The organism is Candidatus Termitispirillum reticulitermitis (assembly GCF_054655775.1).
The window spans coordinates 1-15072 of the sequence record NZ_BAAIHG010000029.1 but is presented as its reverse complement, the minus strand read 5'-3'; the positions used below and the strand labels follow the sequence as shown (position 1 = coordinate 15072).

Sequence of the window (15072 nt, the reverse complement as noted above, 5' to 3'; positions counted from 1 at the left end):
CGCCAAGTGTTGATAGAGCTATTTTGAGCAAATATCCACCCCTGCAGAGAGCTTGTCTGAAAGGTTTATTCCCGGTCGTAACTTGCTTAGGTCAGCATTCGCTACACTACCATTACCATCTGAATACAAAAGGGTAGCAGTCTCAAATGAGAACTCTTTTACCTGTGATAAATCTAGCGATAGGTAGCGATAGTCTTTAGATGCCCTGTTACCTACGTCTATGAGGAGCGTGACGTTATCGTGCATACTATCCTGCACCTTGTGCACATCAATACTCTTGACTACTAAATGTTTCTGAAAAGGCAATGGAACACCTGAATGGCCGGTCATCACATCACACAGCCCGCGATATATAAATATCGCGGCAAATATGGATGCCGCGATAAAGAGAGCTAGTCTGCTATTCACACCTGTCTACTTCTTAATCTTTCCTAAGTCAACGCCTATTAACTTAGCGTTTGCTTGGTTAAGGTATAACTCTAGTTCTGATGGAAGAATCATATACTTTATGGGTATATCACCCGCGAACTTGCCCTTTAGCACCTCTGCTACCAATTTGCCCGTCTCACGCCCGTGTTTGTAATAATCTACGCCATAGGCAGCAGTTGCATTGTTGCTCTTTGCAGATGATGGGTCTGCTGATATTACAGGTATTTTGCGTGCAGAAGCTGCGTCTGTGACAGACTTCAGAGCCGATGCTACCACGTTGTCAGTGCTAATATAAATTGCGTCAACATTTTTGTCCAGCAACATATTGACCGCACTCCTCACATCGGCACTATTAGTAACAGTTGTAGCTACCAACTCTATCCCCATCTTGTCGCAAGCCTTTACAATCATCCCGTATTGCACCACAGCGTTAGGCTCAGCTGGGGTATATAGATGCCCTAGCTTTTTCAAGCTACCACCTCTAGTTGCAACTATTTCGGTTGCGAGGGATATCCCCTCATCTATAGGTGCTAGGTTTGAAATACCAGTCACATTGGCAGTGTCTTTGTCGTTAGATGTCCGCAACTTTGCTCCCAACGGGTCTGTTACTGCGGCGAATATCACAGGGGTATTAGGTAACGCTTTAGCCAGCGCAATGGCTACTGGAGTAGATATACCGACGGCAATACGGACTTTGGACGACTTATACTTAGCGGCAATAGATGCCGCAGTGCTTACATCTCCATTAGCGTTCTGTAAATCAAACTCTACTTTGACACCTTGTTCTTTCAGCTCATCAATAACGCCACGTTCAGTGGCATCCATAGCAGGATGAGAAACCAATTTAGCAATGCCTACAACAGGCAAACCATCACCAGATTTCTTTCCACAGGCAACAAGAGACAGAGACATCATAAGTAAAAGTGCCGTAAAAACGGCTATTGAACGTTTCCTCATACTAAAATCAACCTCGTTGGCTAGCTACAGCAACTGCCTAATATACAGGAAACCCCGTATACGGCAGTTGCAGATTAGCTATTACTTTACCTTTTCTTTGAAAAATTTGCCCGCTTTGAACTTTGGTGTTTGCTTGGCAGGGATATTGATTGCTTTGCCAGTTTGCGGATTGCGCCCTTGGCGAGCAGCACGTTTGTAGCGTTCAAACGTACCAAAGCCGACAAGAACTACCTTATCCCCCTTTTTAACAGCCTCAATGATAGCGTCAGTCACTGCATTTACGGCGTCTTGGGCACTCTTCTTAGTCAGCCCCGACTTTTTAGACACAACGTCAACAAGTTCTTGCTTGTTCATTCTTGAACCTCCATAAGTTTATATCAAGCATGTATAGCTTATCTTTTAGCATAATGTATAAAATAAGTCTAGTGCTTTTCATATATTTTTTTATTTTTTTTGGAACAACCCCTGTAGCATTACTTTTCCGCCATTATATCAGCGAACCTATCAAACACGTATTCGTGGTCATCTGGTCCGGGGTGTGCCTCTGGATGGTATTGAACGGCGAAAATAGGCTTGTCTGTGAACGCTATCCCCTCCACCGTGCCGTCATTTATATTGCGTTGATTAACATACAAGCCTGTGCCAGCAAGCGAACCTTCGTTCACTGCATAGCCATGGTTCTGTGAGGTAATAAAAATTTTACCAAGTTTTAAGTCTTTTACAGGCTGATTTACCCCTCTGTGCCCAAACTTCATCTTGTATGTGTCAGCACCAGCCGCTAATGCTAGCAATTGACAACCTAGACAGATGCCAAAGAGTGGCTTACCGCTGGCGATAAACTTCTTAATATTTTCTATAACAGATGTCAGACTCTTCGGGTCACCTGGTCCATTTGATAGGAATATGCCGTCAGGTGCGGTCGCAAGCACCTCTTCAGCGGGCGTGAACGCTGGATATAGCGTAATATCATAGCTCATATTTATAAAGCGATGGAGCATAGCCTGCTTCACCCCAAAGTCCATTATCGCCAACCTCTTTCCGTTGCCACGAATATGCTCTACGTGACGGGTAGTCACACTTTCCACCTCATTGTTGGTTGACTCTAGGTTTAGTAGCTTTTGCAACTCGTCAGTAGGGGTGTCTGAAGGTGCTATTACTCCTCCCATAACTCCAGTTTTGCGTATATGACGCGTTACCGCCCGCGTATCAACCCCGTATATCGTGGGAATATCGTTTTGGTTGACAAATCCAGCAATCGTGCCACATTCATTCCAGTTGCTTGGGCGTTCACATAGCTGGCTTACAACGTATCCGCGAAAGAATGAACGCTCAGCTTGATTGTAGTTGTTGTTGACGCCGTAATTGCCTATCAGCGGATACGTCATAACGACTATCTGCCCGCAGTATGAAGGGTCAGTGAGCGACTCTTGGTAGCCTGTCATAGCAGTATTAAAGACAACTTCGCCAGTGCCGATACAATTATTCAGCAAATATCCGCCAAACCTAGTGCCGTCTTTCAAGAGTAATATCCCCTCGTTATTCATTCAGCCTCCCGTTGCTCATTACAACACGCCCGGCAACGATTGTCCATGTAGCTTTCCCCTTGCAATGCTTACCCTCAAATGGTGTCGCCTTGCCCTTAGTGCAGAATGTGCTGGACTCAACCGCCCACTCAGCATTAGGGTTAATAATAGTCACATCAGCGGGTTTGCCTAGCTTTAGACTGCCTGCATCAATGTTGAACAGGCGCGCAGGGGCACAGCTCATCTTTTCTACAATTTCATCAATACTTAAAACGCCTGTATGGTATAAATCGGTAAATATAACTCCCACAGACGTTTCTAGCCCAGCAAAGCCGTTAGGTGCATAGCGGAACTCAACGTCTTTTTCCTCAAATGCGTGCGGGGAGTGGTCTGTCACTATAATGTCTATCGTGCCATCTTTTAGAGCGGCGCGCAGTGCATCTCTGTGTGCAATATCCCGCAGGGGAGGCGCAATCTTCGCCGCCGTGTTGTAGCCCTCAACAGCATTATCAGTCAGTGTTAGATGGTGTATGGTAGCCTCAGCGGTTACCTTAACGCCACGTTTCTTTGCTTGGCGGATTATCTCCAATGCGCCAGCACTTGCAACGTGCGCTACGTGTAGCCGTGCATTTGAATATTCTGCAAGCAACGTATCACGAGAAACGGCTATGTCTTCCGATACGCTTGGCAATCCCGGTATTCCTAATCTAGTTGAAACTGCACCCTCGTGCATATATCCGCCAGACGTGAGCGTATTGTCTTCATCGTGGACAATAATTATTTTGTCAAATGTAGATGCATATTCTAATGCCGCACGGAAAATACGGCTGTCGCTAACGTAATGCCCATCATCTGAGAACGCGATAGCACCAGCAAACGCCATATCACCCATTTCGGCTAACTCTTTGCCTTCCAGCCCTTTCGTAACGGCACCAATGACTTCAACGTGGACTAATGCAGTTTTTGTGATTTGTTCTTTCAGTCCACGCACGATAATCGCCTTGTCCACCACAGGATAAGTGTTTGCCATACACGCTATACGGGTAATACCACCCATAGCAGCAGCTCTGGTGCCAGATGCAATATCCTCTTTAGCCTCTAGCCCCGGTTCACGCAGATGCGTGTGCATGTCTATTATGCCGGGCAAGACGATTTGTCCTGTTGCATCTATCAGTTGTGCATCGGCTGCTTTAATGTCTTTGCCGATTTCAGCAACTACGCCATTTTTTAATAGAATATCACAGGTGTCATGCAACTTTTGAGACGGGTCAACGAGCAAGCCATTTTTTATTAGCAGTGTCATTTTGCACCCCCTAGCGTCAGTGCCAGCAGTGCCATTCTGATAGCTACGCCGTTTTGCACTTCTTCTCGTATGGCAGATTTATCGCCGTAAGCAACTTCAGGGGAGATTTCTAGCCCTCTGTTGATAGGTCCAGGGTGCAGTATCAGCACATCAGGCTTTGCCAACTTTAATCTGCCGTTATTGATGCCAAATATTCGTGCATATTCGCGGCTGGTAGGGAATAGTCCAACCTTTTGCCGTTCAAGCTGTATACGTAATATATCTATAACATCTGCATCCATTATGGCGTCTTCCACTCTATTGTGGACCTTAACGCCTAATTCATCAACAAATTTCGGTATCAGCGGCTTAGGACCAGCTACATGTATTTCAACACCTAGTTTAGAAAGCCCTGCTATGTTGCTCCGCGCTACGCGGCTATATGTAATGTCCCCTAGTATTGCGAGCTTTAGCCCGCTAAAGCTACCTTTATGCGTCTTTATAGTGAACATATCAAGTAGCCCCTGCGTTGGGTGTGCGTGTGCACCATCCCCAGCGTTCATTATTATTGGCTTAACGACTTTGTCAGCAAATGCGGCTGTGCCCTCAACGGGATGGCGCATAACTATCACATCAAAACTCATTGCCTCTAGCGTGTATAGGGTGTCGCGCAGAGATTCGCCCTTTGTAACGCTGGAGTTTGAGGTGGTGATGTTGACAACGTCCGCTCCTAGATATTTAGCCGCTAACTCAAATGATGTGCGCGTCCTTGTGCTAGCTTCGTAGAATAGCGTTACTACAGATTTACCGCGCAAAATGCTAGATTTCTTAACGTCATCAGACATTAGTTGCCTCATCTGCCTCGCCGTGTCAAGGACGAGCGAGTACTCGTCTGTAGACAGCGAGGCTAGGTCTAGGATACTGCGCCCTGCTAAACTTGCCCTTGCCATTAAAGTCTCCTAAATGCTTTTAAGCGAGATGTATTGTAACAGGCTCTCTGTGTTATGTCAAGGGTGCATTCAGGTGATAAATTTAGTTTCTTGACGCAAGCAATTTTGTTTTGTAATATAGCGGAATGAACGTTAGCTTAAAAACATCACTTGTTGCTCTATTTATTTGCCTAGCAGTAGCCGTGCAGCCTGCTGGTGCAGCGTCTGAATTTAGCCTAGTGGATGGCAATTTTAGCACAATTTACCCTAAGCCATTTATGGACAGAACGCTTGTTAAAGCCGCATTTATAGGTGGTAGTGCCATTGTGGTGGCAGGAGTCACGTTTGCCACAGGCGGTGCTGGCACTACGGCTATTGCAGCTATGAGCCTGTCAGCATACGGTGGCGGTGCCGCCACTGGCGGAATGGCTACCGCAGGAGGTCTTGCTACGGTGGCGGGCATAGGCGACCTTGCACTATCGCTTGCCGTAGAGGTGCCACTATCAATGCACAGCCCCTACGAAAAATATACGTTCATAAAACTGCCACTGCCTTCTAAAACCAATCCTCAGGTGCGGGATATGTTCAGCGAGATTGAGGGGGAATACGCTAGCGGAAACCCCAAAGAACAAAACATCACGGCATATTATAAAAATGCTATGAAAATTATTGACGGAGAGGACAAAACCTCTAAAACTTACGGCTACGATATGCTTGCCAAGTCAATTATCCTATACAACACTGGAGATTATGTCGGTGCTGGCGATGCATTGGTAATAGCTGACAAGTATTTTAATAAAAAGGGTGTTATATCTTACGTAAAAGCTTTGTTGGCACTGATAAAGGGGGAATACAGAGCCGCAGATGAATATCTACTAGACGCCCTTGATGACGACCCGAAAGCTGTGCCGCCATATCTGCTATATGCTCAAATTCTATTAGACATTGATGATGTGGCTAGGGCAAAGTCTGTGGCAAAGCATGGACTTGACAGAGCTGATGCCGATAACTATGCTTTGTTGCGTATTGTAGCTGATATTGATTACTATCATCAGGCGAAATACAACGAAGCGATTGAATTCTACAGATTAGCTAAACGTAACATGAGCACTGACTGGGTGGAGGCGGAGCTTGAACTGCGTATAGCCCTGTGCTATCGCAAACTAGGTGATGAGAAACTGGCACACGAACACTACGTTGAGGCATTAAACCAAGCGACTGACGCAATGCCCAGTAAGCTACTTAAACGTATATTAGGCTTGCAGCTAGACGATGAATTTAAAGAAACTATCAACAAGATTTGGAACGCCCCTGATGCGTGAGCGATTGTGGGACTTTATATCGCTTGCCGTCCTGTCAATTATGCTCCTAACAGCTATTACATTTAACGCTAGCTCACAGATTATGGCGGCTGTTGGCAAGATTGATGATGTCTATAGGCTGGTGATGAGTGGCGACAAGACTATTACGCGCAACTATTTTAATAACGTTGTAAATCGCGGCGACAGGAAAGCACTAATGGATATGTTGGGATTGTTGCCAGAGGAAAGCAGGGCGTCATCTATGGTGGTAATTGCCTTTGAGCGCGGACTAATCAAGCAAGCAGAATTATTTTCATATTTAACAAAGGTTCAATCGGGCGATATACCAACGCTACTAGAACCGATTGCGAAGTTGGACAAAAATGTCAGCAAAATATTATTAAAGCAAATTCTCGCCCGTGAGGATTATCCAGAGTCTATTGCTGATGCAGTGGAGACTATCTTACAATACGATATATTTAACAAAGCGGGCTTAAAACCTGCCAACATTGAGGGCATACCCGCACTTATTAGGAGTGATATTGAAATAGAGGGGCAACTCAGCAATGTGAACGGCGAAAAACTGACCAACTTACAACGTATGGAGCGTGGACTTGCGCCACTTGCTAAAAACGGAACACCTGTAGAATTACATTATTTAGGGCAGGGGGAGGGTGCGCCTGTGGCGGAGCTACTACGAACAGAGCATAAGGGGAGTATGAACTATAGGATTCTACACCCAAAGCGGGATTGTGGCGGCAGAGATACATCTAACCATTGGAAGGCACGTGCAAAACAGATAGAGGAACAGAACAAAAAGACAGACGACTTTTTGCTTGCAGGCAACTAGCCCCATTAGATATTTAACTGTTAAGTCACTATAAATTGACTGAAACTTTCTCGTTTTAATTAAGGTTATTTTGACACGGTTTCTACTTTTCTTTCCCCAGATAGCTTTCCTTCAACTGCTGAGAGTTCAATAGGTCAGCTGATTTTCCTTCCATAGTAACATATCCTACGTCCAGCACGTAGCCCCTAGAAGATAGTTTTAGAGCTGCCTTAGCGTTTTGTTCCACCAGCAGTATTGAGATGCCTTGACTTTCATTGATTAGTTTGATTAGCGCAAACAGCTCCTTTGTAATTAGAGGCGATAGTCCAAGTGACGGTTCATCCAGCAATAATAGTTCGGGTTTGCTCATTAAAGACCGCCCAATTGACAACATCTGCTGCTCTCCGCCAGATAGCGTGCCCGCAAACTGCTTTGCCCGCTCTTTCAATACTGGAAACGTGGTATAGACAAAGTCTAGTATAGTGTTTTCTACATGGCTTAATATGTATGAACCCATTAGTAAGTTTTCTTCAACTGTCAGCGATGCGAATACTCGCCGACCCTCTGGTGAATGTGATACTCCCATTGATACTATCTTGTGTGGTGGCAAGTTAGATATATCCTGCCCATTGAATATTATCTGCCCGATTGCTGGCTTGACCAGTCCTGATATTGCCCGCAACAGACTGCTCTTTCCTGCGCCGTTAGAACCAATTAGGCAAACGATTTCCCCGTCAGATACATTCATATATAGTCCGTCCAGTGCAACTATACCGCCATAAGAGACGTGCAGATTCTTTACCTCAAACTCCATATTTAGTCCTCATTGTCCGCTCCCATATACGCCTCTATCACAGCCTTATTGCTCTGAACCTCGCTTGGTAATCCCTCTGCCAACAGCGTTCCTTGATTAAACACTGCTATTCGGTGGCACAAACTCATCATCATATCTATATCGTGTTCTATAATCAGCACCGCCGTGCCTGTGGTTGATATTTTCCGTATCATATCGGTTAGTTCCAGCCGCTCGGTCTTGTTCATCCCTGCGGCAGGCTCGTCTAGTATCAGCACATCAGGCTTTGCTATCATCGCCCGCGCCATCTCTACCTTGCGCTGCAACCCGTAGGCTAGGTCGGATGCCCGCAGATTTATATATTTATCTATCTTAAAGAATTCTGCCATCTTTCTGACAGCACCCCATGCTATCCGTTCATCCTCGTTGTAGTGAAAAAAGTGTGTAAATGCAGCAAATGCCCCCTGTTTAGACGTGTTGTAATAGCCAGAGTAAATGTTTTCCGCCACGCTCATATCCTTAAAGAGACGTATAGTCTGGAACGTGCGTCTTATACCCATATTGGCAATTTCATCCATCGGCTTTTTTGATATATCCTCGCCTTTGAAGATAATTCGCCCTGCATCGGGCGAGTATATACCCGTAATGCAGTTAAATAGGGTAGTTTTGCCACTACCATTAGGTCCTATTATGCCTAATAGTTCGCTTTTATATATATCAAGGCTCACGTTGTCCACTGCATGCACAGCATAGAACGATTTTGTTAGTTCTTTTATTGATAGTATAGTTTCACTCATCGCTCGTTCTCTTGAAATATTTCTTTGGGAAGTAACCATATTTTATAGGGATTAGCCCATTAGGGCGCACTACCATTATAGCGACCATTACTATGCCGAATATTAGATAGCGCATCTGCTCAAATCCGCGTATTAGCTCTGGCAATACATACATTATAATAGTGCCTACTAGCGTTCCAAATAGTGAACCCTGTCCGCCGACTATAACGATTGCAAAGATAATAATAGATTCTTGCACCGTGCACATCTCAGGTGCTACGCCACCATATTCCAGTGCAAATAGCGCACCTGCAATGCCCGCCAGTGCCCCGCTGAATGCAAAACTCGCTATACGCAAGTTGCGCGGGTTAATACCCATTGAGAGCGCGGCAAGTTCATCTTGATGTGTAAAGAAGAGTGCTCTGCCATAACGGGAGCGGTCAAAGTTATGTAATAGCCATACAACAACAAGCAATGCCGATAGCGAGTAGTAATAGACTAACACAGGTGTAGCAATATCAATGCCAAACATAGGTTCGGGCGAGATATCGAATATGCCGTTAGGACCATTTGTCAGCCCGAACGGGTTGTTGTTGATAATGCGTGAAAATATGAAGTTATAACCGATACTTACCAGCAAAAAGTAATCGCCCTTTAGATGCACTGCAACAGACGAGAGCGCGAAGGCTAGCACTGCGGGCATTAACATAGCGATAAATACTGCGGCGGGCATATTGTAACCGTGATTTAGGGCGATAGCGAATGCATAGCCGCCTAGTCCGAAATATAGAGCGTGTCCCATATCATAGACACCTGCTCTGCCTAGCACCATATCCTGAGATAGGGCTAAAAGCGCGTATATAAAGAATATTTTAGCGCATGATAGCCACACATCGCTAGCCAGTGCGGGTAAAGACAGCGCAATTAACGCAACAAGTGCTATAAGAGTGCGTTTTAACGTAAGCATGCGCCTATACCTTCTGAACTGCAGCTTGACCGAACAATCCGTTTGGCTTGAATATTATCAGAGCTATAAGTATCAGATATGTAAACGTATCTGCCCATATAGACGAGATATAGCCCGCACTAAATGCGTATATAAGCCCCAAGATTAGTCCACCGAGCATTGCTCCCGCTATGGAGCCGATACCGCCCAATATTGCCGCAACAAATGCTTTAATGCCGTAGTCAAACCCCATAGCAAATGATACTGACGTGTAGCTTGCACCTATCAATATGCCACCGACAGCACCAAGTGCACCCCCCAGCGCAAAGACAATAGCTATGGTGCGGTTAATATTGACTCCCATAAGCTCCGCCGTGCCGTAGTCTATAGATAGTGCTCTGATAGCGATTCCCATACGTGTTTTGTTTATAAACATTGACAGGGCGAACATTATCAGCGCATTGAGTATTAGTATAAATAAGCCTAGATAGGTGATAGATGCACCTGCAATGCTAATCATTCCATTTGGAAATAGCTCAGGGAAGACTTTTACATTTGCTCCCCAGATAAGCATTACAGCATTTTGTATAATCAAGCCTGCCCCAAGTGCGGATACGATTAGCGATAGGCGCGGAGCGGCTCTCAATGGGCGGTAAGCAAAATATTCAAGCAATATAGCCACGCCACAGGTCAGGGTGATGACGATTAGCATAACAAGCAAAACTCCCAGCGTTCCATAAGACACCGCAAGCGGAGATAGCGTAATTGCTAGAAACGCTGCAAGCGTCACCATATCGCCATGTGCGAAATTGATTAGCTTTAGCGTTCCATACACCATAGTGTAACCCAGCGCGATAAAGCCATAAATACTGCCTATCGTCAGTCCATTGAATAACTGTTGCAAAAAGGTGGACATCGCTACTTCACTTATCTGTTTTTCACAGGCTGATAGTTGCCCTTAGCATCTATCATATTGACGCGATAGATACTTCCTGTGCGTTCTCCGTCCTCACTTATACTGATAAGCCCCGTATAGCCGCTGAAATTTTTTAAGCTACCGCGTATATAGTTAGCAATAGTAGCAGGAGCAGTTGATTTGGTCTTTTTTGCCGCCTCTATTATTACGCGCAAACCGTCTGCATTGACTAATACCCATATTGAGGGCACAGGTGCGTTATATGCAGACTGATAGTCTTTCATAAACTGCCTAGCCTCTGGATATTCCAGCTGTGCAGGTATAGGCAAGCCGACCAAATATGAGCCAGCGGCATTATTCAAGCCAGCGATTTTTATATACTCAGGGTTGTCTGTAGCGTTGCCACCAACAAAGGACGCCGTTATGTCAAGTTGTAGTTGTTGCTTGCGTAGCAAGCCTGCCTCAGTGTAGTAGCCTGAATAGTAGATTATATCAGGCTTTGTAGCCTTAATGCTAGTCAGCACTGCACGGTAGTCCTGCGTTTTAGGGTCTATCTTGCCGCTATAGACTACATTGCCATTTAGTTTTTTAAGCGATGCCGTAGTGGCACCTGCAAGCCCGTCTGCGAACGAAGAGCCATCGCTGATTATGGCGATACGTTTATACTTTCCAACATTCACCATATAGTTGGCGGTGAAATCCCCCTCAATATTGTCATTATAGGACACTCTAAAGTATGTTTTATATGGTGTTTTCGTAAGTTCGGGATTTGTAGCATCACTAGTCTGCAATACCTTTGCTTTACCGTAGGCGTTCTGAGAGGCGAGCGTTGCCCCTGATGTGTATGAACCTATTACAGCCTTTGCGCCGCCTGCAATCAGTCGTTTGGCGCAGGTGACAGCACCCTGTGGCTTGCCTTCGTCGTCACAGACTATCACCTTTATGGTGTCGCCGTTCACGCCACCAGTGGCGTTCACCTGTTTTGCTATGAGTTTAATGGCATTTTCCATCCCTTGCCCCTCTGATGCATAAGGACCAGTAATTGGTGCTTGGACCCCCACGATAAATTCAGCAGCACTAGCAATGCCTGCAATGCCACCTACGAATAACGCAAGAAGTAAAACGCCTGTTTTAATAATATTCATTATAGCAACCCCCAGACTGCTAGGGTAGCACACTTTTTGCTAGGGCGCAAATTGTTCAGTTTTGTTTTTTAATAACAATCTACTTAAGCTTACCCATCGTTGTGCTATATGTATATCACTGCGAACGTTTATGGTTATAATCCCGTCTTTGTCAGACTTGACTGGCAGTGTGTATGACAGGGATTGTGTTTCTTTGTTTTTTTCAAGTGGTTGGCTATAAGATTCATCTTGGGTAGATATAGTTAAGCTGCCAGCTCTATCGCTATGTTTTCCCCACAGATACAAATCAAGTTCCATAGTGAATTGCTTGTCAGATTGTGGCACTCTAAATTTTACAAACGAGTCGTCGCTTAACGCATATTTCAGAGAGACTGTTGGATACTCTAAATCAGCTGTTACGTCTGGATTTTGCAACATGTATGTATGTCCTATCGTCAATGGTTTTAAGTCGGAAGTTGATTTCTTATGGACAACAGGGTCATCGCTTATTTTTGTTACGTTATAATTTGTATCTACTAGGTATATACCACCATACACAGATACGTTTGATTTCACATTGCCGAAATTTACAACCATTTTACGCTCATCTTGGCGCATGACACCGTCCATCTGTTGCTTGCTCATCTTATAGCCCGATTGCTCGTATTCTTTTAAGAATTTGCTTACTATGATGTTGCTGGTGGGGGTGTTGTCGTCCGTGAGCGGAGCTTTCCCTCCACGAAGCTTAATCATTAGAAATGGGAAAGCTAACAAGTTCTCTTCTAGTTCAGTATTTTTTGATATATTTGTGATTTTGCAGCTATGGTCAGCTAACATTACCACTGTGGTGTTGTCGTAGACATCTCTTTTTCTTAGCACCTGCAATATATCAGCCGTGCCTTTCAGAGCGCAATGAACTTGGTTGTAGTAGTTTTGATATGTGAGTTTCTTTGGGTGTTCCCTATCTATGGAACAGTTGCTATTTGTAATAAGGGTAGGGTGACCGCCTAACAGATGATAGAAGTGGAATGTTGATTTATCTGATGTATCCGCCACCTCTAGCACGGCGCGCACATCGTCAAGCATTGTATCTTGCGGGTAGTTTCGTATGATAGTTTTAGGGTCTATTACACTTTTGGTATTGCTAAAACGCCTAGACGGATAGTTTATGGCAGCGTTATACTTAAACAAATAGGGCATAGCCTGCAACTTTGCCAGATAATCTATTCGCATCTTGATAAAACCTTTGGTAAGTATAGATAAATCTTCTGTTAAAGAATCGTCCGATGATAAGGGCATTAACACGGTGTCGGTAGCGGAAGAGACAAATAGCCAGTTGTAATTTAACTGATTGAAATAGTTAACGAGTGATTCTTCAGCACCTACAATGCGATATCTATGGTCTTCCATATATTCAACATCATAATATAGTCCAGTTGCAATAGAGGGTATGGACTGAAACGTGAATCCTCCAGTGCCTATGTTATTAGTAAAATTGATAAACCCATTAAACTTTGCAGCAAGCTCAGAGTCGTTTTTAAGCACGTCTTCTACCACCTCTTGTGACGTGCAGTCTAATAGCAACATAATAACATTATTTTCTTTATTGAGCCTTGCGTAGTTATATGCTTGCAATGGGTCCACTGATGTTATTTGCGCTTTAGGTCTTTTTATATGGACGCTATATGCGTCTGCTGCTACCATTAGGCTATATATGGACAACGCTATCACTACATATCTGCTGTTATGCTCAATCTTGTCTCTAAACTTCACAGCCAGCGCAATAACAACTACCCATAGCAAGCTATCAAGTATCTGTCTTGAGGGCACACTATACGCATCCACATTTCCGTCAAGTGCGGGCAAACTTACGGACAAAATGCCAGTTTCAACAAGTGCCAGCAGACACAGGGTTGATACCAGCACAAATGAGAGCTTTCTAGTTTTAGTTGTATAGAATAGGGCAGACAGCGCAATAAATATTAGTATAGTGCTTTCGGCAGGTTTTGCATAACAGTATTATACAGAGCTTTTAGTTCCTGTGGCTCTAGTATATGTATAGTTCCCTGCCAAGTGAACAGGTGGTAGCACATCTCAAGTAGTCCCTCAGCCTCAAACTCCACCAGCAGACTGCCATCGTCTTTATTCTCTGTTATTTTTTGGCTTGGGTGGAACTCAAACAGCCGCGCATCGCCTGCCACATCTGCATCAACCCGCCACTTCACCTTATACTTCATGCCGTCTTGGAACACCCCAAATGAGTTCTTAGCATATTCGTTTATGTCAAAGTTGCCCGCATCAAAGCTATCGGGTAGCACCTTGACGTTCTTTATGTGGTGCAACTTATATAGACGGGGTGAACCGCCCCCCTTGCTTGTTGCCACTAGATAGCCCAGTTTGCCATATAGGAAACCAAGCGGACAGAGCGTTGACTTCTTAACCGTCCCATCAGAGTGCAAATATCCGATTGCAATCTGATGAAACGACAGCACTGCTTCTTGTAGCTTGCCGACTATTTCACGATTCAGCTTGATATGCGGGGCAGGGCTGTTGGCGACACCGTTCATAAGCGTCAGTTGCTCAATGTTATTCTCTAACTTCCGCGAATAGTCGCTGAACGAAGTCAGCTTGTTGTATAGTGTTTTAAGGGTTTCTGACAACTCGCCCTTGCTTTTAAGCATTTTAACAGCGGCGTTTATAGCCGATAGCTCACCCTCAGTGATGTAGTTCGGCGGAAATACACGTTGGCGTTCCAGCCTGAAATAAGCCTTCCTGTCCTCCACCCGCCTGATAAATGCCGTTGGGTATAGGTTAGCCACTAGTTCAATAACTCTTTCAGCTGTGCGCCGCTCCCAGCCGAACTCTTGCATTATTTCGTCATAGCCCAGCCCGTCCATAGAGGCACAAAGCCTATTGATAAGGCTCATTATCTCATAAACTCTATCGTATTGTGCACGTTCTTGTGCCATAATTCACCCCATAATCATTATAAACATTGTAATGAAAATAATTGCAAATGCAACTAAAATATGACCAAATTTGTCGGATGTGTGTGTTATGGTGTTTATAAAATAATTTAAGGAGCGTGAATATTATGCGTGAGATTGTATTTGACACGGAAACTACAGGGTATAGTCCTACTTCTGACAGGATTGTGGAGATAGGTTGTGTGGAGCTGTTAGACGGCACACTAACGGGCAATACCTTTCAACGCTATCTAAACCCAAAGCGGAGCATACACCAGCGTGCATTGGAGGTTCATGGGCT

General features: G+C 44.7%; 16 protein-coding genes. 3 read left to right on the top strand and 13 right to left on the bottom strand.

Going from position 1 to position 15072, the window contains the following annotated elements; genetic code table 11:
* Positions 1-18: 18 nt before the first annotated feature.
* The 6 genes from AC1MDJ_RS04415 to AC1MDJ_RS04390 all read right to left on the bottom strand — a co-directional run bounded on the left by AC1MDJ_RS04415 (position 19) and on the right by AC1MDJ_RS04390 (position 5141).
* Entirely contained in the window at positions 19-408 is a 390-nt protein-coding gene (locus tag AC1MDJ_RS04415; RefSeq protein WP_479689743.1) for a hypothetical protein, read from the bottom strand.
* Positions 409-414: 6 nt separating this feature from the next.
* On the bottom strand, positions 415-1386 hold the full coding sequence (locus tag AC1MDJ_RS04410; RefSeq protein WP_479689742.1) for an ABC transporter substrate-binding protein: 972 nt from the start codon (positions 1384-1386) through the stop codon (positions 415-417).
* Between the two features lie 81 nt (positions 1387-1467).
* Positions 1468-1740, bottom strand: a complete 273-nt coding sequence (locus AC1MDJ_RS04405; RefSeq protein ID WP_479689741.1) for an HU family DNA-binding protein — start codon at positions 1738-1740, stop codon at positions 1468-1470.
* A 119-nt stretch (positions 1741-1859) separates the two neighbouring features.
* Positions 1860-2930 carry a glutamine-hydrolyzing carbamoyl-phosphate synthase small subunit gene (gene carA, locus AC1MDJ_RS04400; protein ID WP_479689740.1) on the bottom strand — a complete coding sequence of 357 codons (1071 nt, stop codon included), beginning with the start codon at positions 2928-2930 and terminating at the stop codon, positions 1860-1862.
* Positions 2923-4212, bottom strand: coding sequence for a dihydroorotase (locus AC1MDJ_RS04395; protein WP_479689739.1), 1290 nt, complete (start codon positions 4210-4212; stop codon positions 2923-2925). Before AC1MDJ_RS04395 ends, carA begins: the two co-directional genes overlap by 8 nt.
* Positions 4209-5141, bottom strand: coding sequence for an aspartate carbamoyltransferase catalytic subunit (locus AC1MDJ_RS04390; protein WP_479689738.1), 933 nt, complete (start codon positions 5139-5141; stop codon positions 4209-4211). The genes AC1MDJ_RS04395 and AC1MDJ_RS04390 overlap by 4 nt, the downstream gene beginning before the upstream one ends.
* 125 nt (positions 5142-5266) lie before the next feature.
* On the opposite strand from AC1MDJ_RS04390, the gene AC1MDJ_RS04385 reads away from it, so the two are divergent.
* Both AC1MDJ_RS04385 and AC1MDJ_RS04380 read left to right on the top strand, forming a co-directional pair.
* Positions 5267-6442, top strand: a complete 1176-nt coding sequence (locus AC1MDJ_RS04385; RefSeq protein ID WP_479689737.1) for a tetratricopeptide repeat protein — start codon at positions 5267-5269, stop codon at positions 6440-6442.
* Complete coding sequence (locus tag AC1MDJ_RS04380; protein WP_479689736.1) at positions 6393-7271, top strand: HNH/ENDO VII family nuclease; 879 nt, start codon at positions 6393-6395, stop codon at positions 7269-7271. The genes AC1MDJ_RS04385 and AC1MDJ_RS04380 overlap by 50 nt, the downstream gene beginning before the upstream one ends.
* A gap of 82 nt (positions 7272-7353) precedes the next feature.
* Here AC1MDJ_RS04380 and AC1MDJ_RS04375 read toward each other — a convergent pair whose 3' ends face one another.
* From AC1MDJ_RS04375 to AC1MDJ_RS04345, 7 genes are read right to left on the bottom strand one after another with little or no spacing between them, the layout of a single operon-like run.
* A complete protein-coding gene (locus AC1MDJ_RS04375; protein ID WP_479689735.1) occupies positions 7354-8064 on the bottom strand; it encodes an ABC transporter ATP-binding protein in 711 nt (236 codons plus the stop codon).
* A 2-nt stretch (positions 8065-8066) separates the two neighbouring features.
* Positions 8067-8840, bottom strand: a complete 774-nt coding sequence (locus tag AC1MDJ_RS04370; RefSeq protein ID WP_479689734.1) for an ABC transporter ATP-binding protein — start codon at positions 8838-8840, stop codon at positions 8067-8069.
* The gene (locus tag AC1MDJ_RS04365) at positions 8833-9786 is read right to left on the bottom strand and encodes a branched-chain amino acid ABC transporter permease (protein ID WP_479689733.1); all 954 of its coding nucleotides are present in this window, start codon (positions 9784-9786) and stop codon (positions 8833-8835) included. Before AC1MDJ_RS04365 ends, AC1MDJ_RS04370 begins: the two co-directional genes overlap by 8 nt.
* Before the next feature lie 4 nt (positions 9787-9790).
* The gene (locus tag AC1MDJ_RS04360) at positions 9791-10681 is read right to left on the bottom strand and encodes a branched-chain amino acid ABC transporter permease (RefSeq protein WP_479689732.1); all 891 of its coding nucleotides are present in this window, start codon (positions 10679-10681) and stop codon (positions 9791-9793) included.
* 11 nt (positions 10682-10692) lie between these two features.
* Positions 10693-11826, bottom strand: coding sequence for a branched-chain amino acid ABC transporter substrate-binding protein (locus tag AC1MDJ_RS04355; protein ID WP_479689731.1), 1134 nt, complete (start codon positions 11824-11826; stop codon positions 10693-10695).
* Positions 11827-11865: 39 nt separating this feature from the next.
* Entirely contained in the window at positions 11866-13731 is a 1866-nt protein-coding gene (locus tag AC1MDJ_RS04350) for a sulfatase-like hydrolase/transferase (RefSeq protein ID WP_479689730.1), read from the bottom strand.
* Positions 13732-13787: 56 nt separating this feature from the next.
* Positions 13788-14774: a helix-turn-helix transcriptional regulator gene (locus AC1MDJ_RS04345; RefSeq protein WP_479689729.1), complete on the bottom strand. Its 987-nt coding sequence runs from the start codon at positions 14772-14774 to the stop codon at positions 13788-13790.
* 125 nt (positions 14775-14899) lie between these two features.
* Between AC1MDJ_RS04345 and AC1MDJ_RS04340 the strand changes: the two genes are divergently transcribed.
* On the top strand, positions 14900-15072 hold a 173-nt coding region (locus AC1MDJ_RS04340), incomplete at its 3' end, for an exonuclease domain-containing protein (RefSeq protein ID WP_479689744.1).

Coding starts and splice junctions, on each gene's coding strand:
- AC1MDJ_RS04410 (WP_479689742.1), bottom strand. CDS start 1,386: ATGAGGAAACGTTCAATAGCCGTTTTTACGGCACTTTTACTTATGATG.
- AC1MDJ_RS04405 (WP_479689741.1), bottom strand. CDS start 1,740: ATGAACAAGCAAGAACTTGTTGACGTTGTGTCTAAAAAGTCGGGGCTG.
- carA (WP_479689740.1), bottom strand. CDS start 2,930: ATGAATAACGAGGGGATATTACTCTTGAAAGACGGCACTAGGTTTGGC.
- AC1MDJ_RS04395 (WP_479689739.1), bottom strand. CDS start 4,212: ATGACACTGCTAATAAAAAATGGCTTGCTCGTTGACCCGTCTCAAAAG.
- AC1MDJ_RS04390 (WP_479689738.1), bottom strand. CDS start 5,141: ATGGCAAGGGCAAGTTTAGCAGGGCGCAGTATCCTAGACCTAGCCTCG.
- AC1MDJ_RS04385 (WP_479689737.1), top strand. CDS start 5,267: ATGAACGTTAGCTTAAAAACATCACTTGTTGCTCTATTTATTTGCCTA.
- AC1MDJ_RS04380 (WP_479689736.1), top strand. CDS start 6,393: ATGAATTTAAAGAAACTATCAACAAGATTTGGAACGCCCCTGATGCGT.
- AC1MDJ_RS04375 (WP_479689735.1), bottom strand. CDS start 8,064: ATGGAGTTTGAGGTAAAGAATCTGCACGTCTCTTATGGCGGTATAGTT.
- AC1MDJ_RS04370 (WP_479689734.1), bottom strand. CDS start 8,840: ATGAGTGAAACTATACTATCAATAAAAGAACTAACAAAATCGTTCTAT.
- AC1MDJ_RS04365 (WP_479689733.1), bottom strand. CDS start 9,786: ATGCTTACGTTAAAACGCACTCTTATAGCACTTGTTGCGTTAATTGCG.
- AC1MDJ_RS04360 (WP_479689732.1), bottom strand. CDS start 10,681: ATGTCCACCTTTTTGCAACAGTTATTCAATGGACTGACGATAGGCAGT.
- AC1MDJ_RS04355 (WP_479689731.1), bottom strand. CDS start 11,826: ATGAATATTATTAAAACAGGCGTTTTACTTCTTGCGTTATTCGTAGGT.
- AC1MDJ_RS04345 (WP_479689729.1), bottom strand. CDS start 14,774: ATGGCACAAGAACGTGCACAATACGATAGAGTTTATGAGATAATGAGC.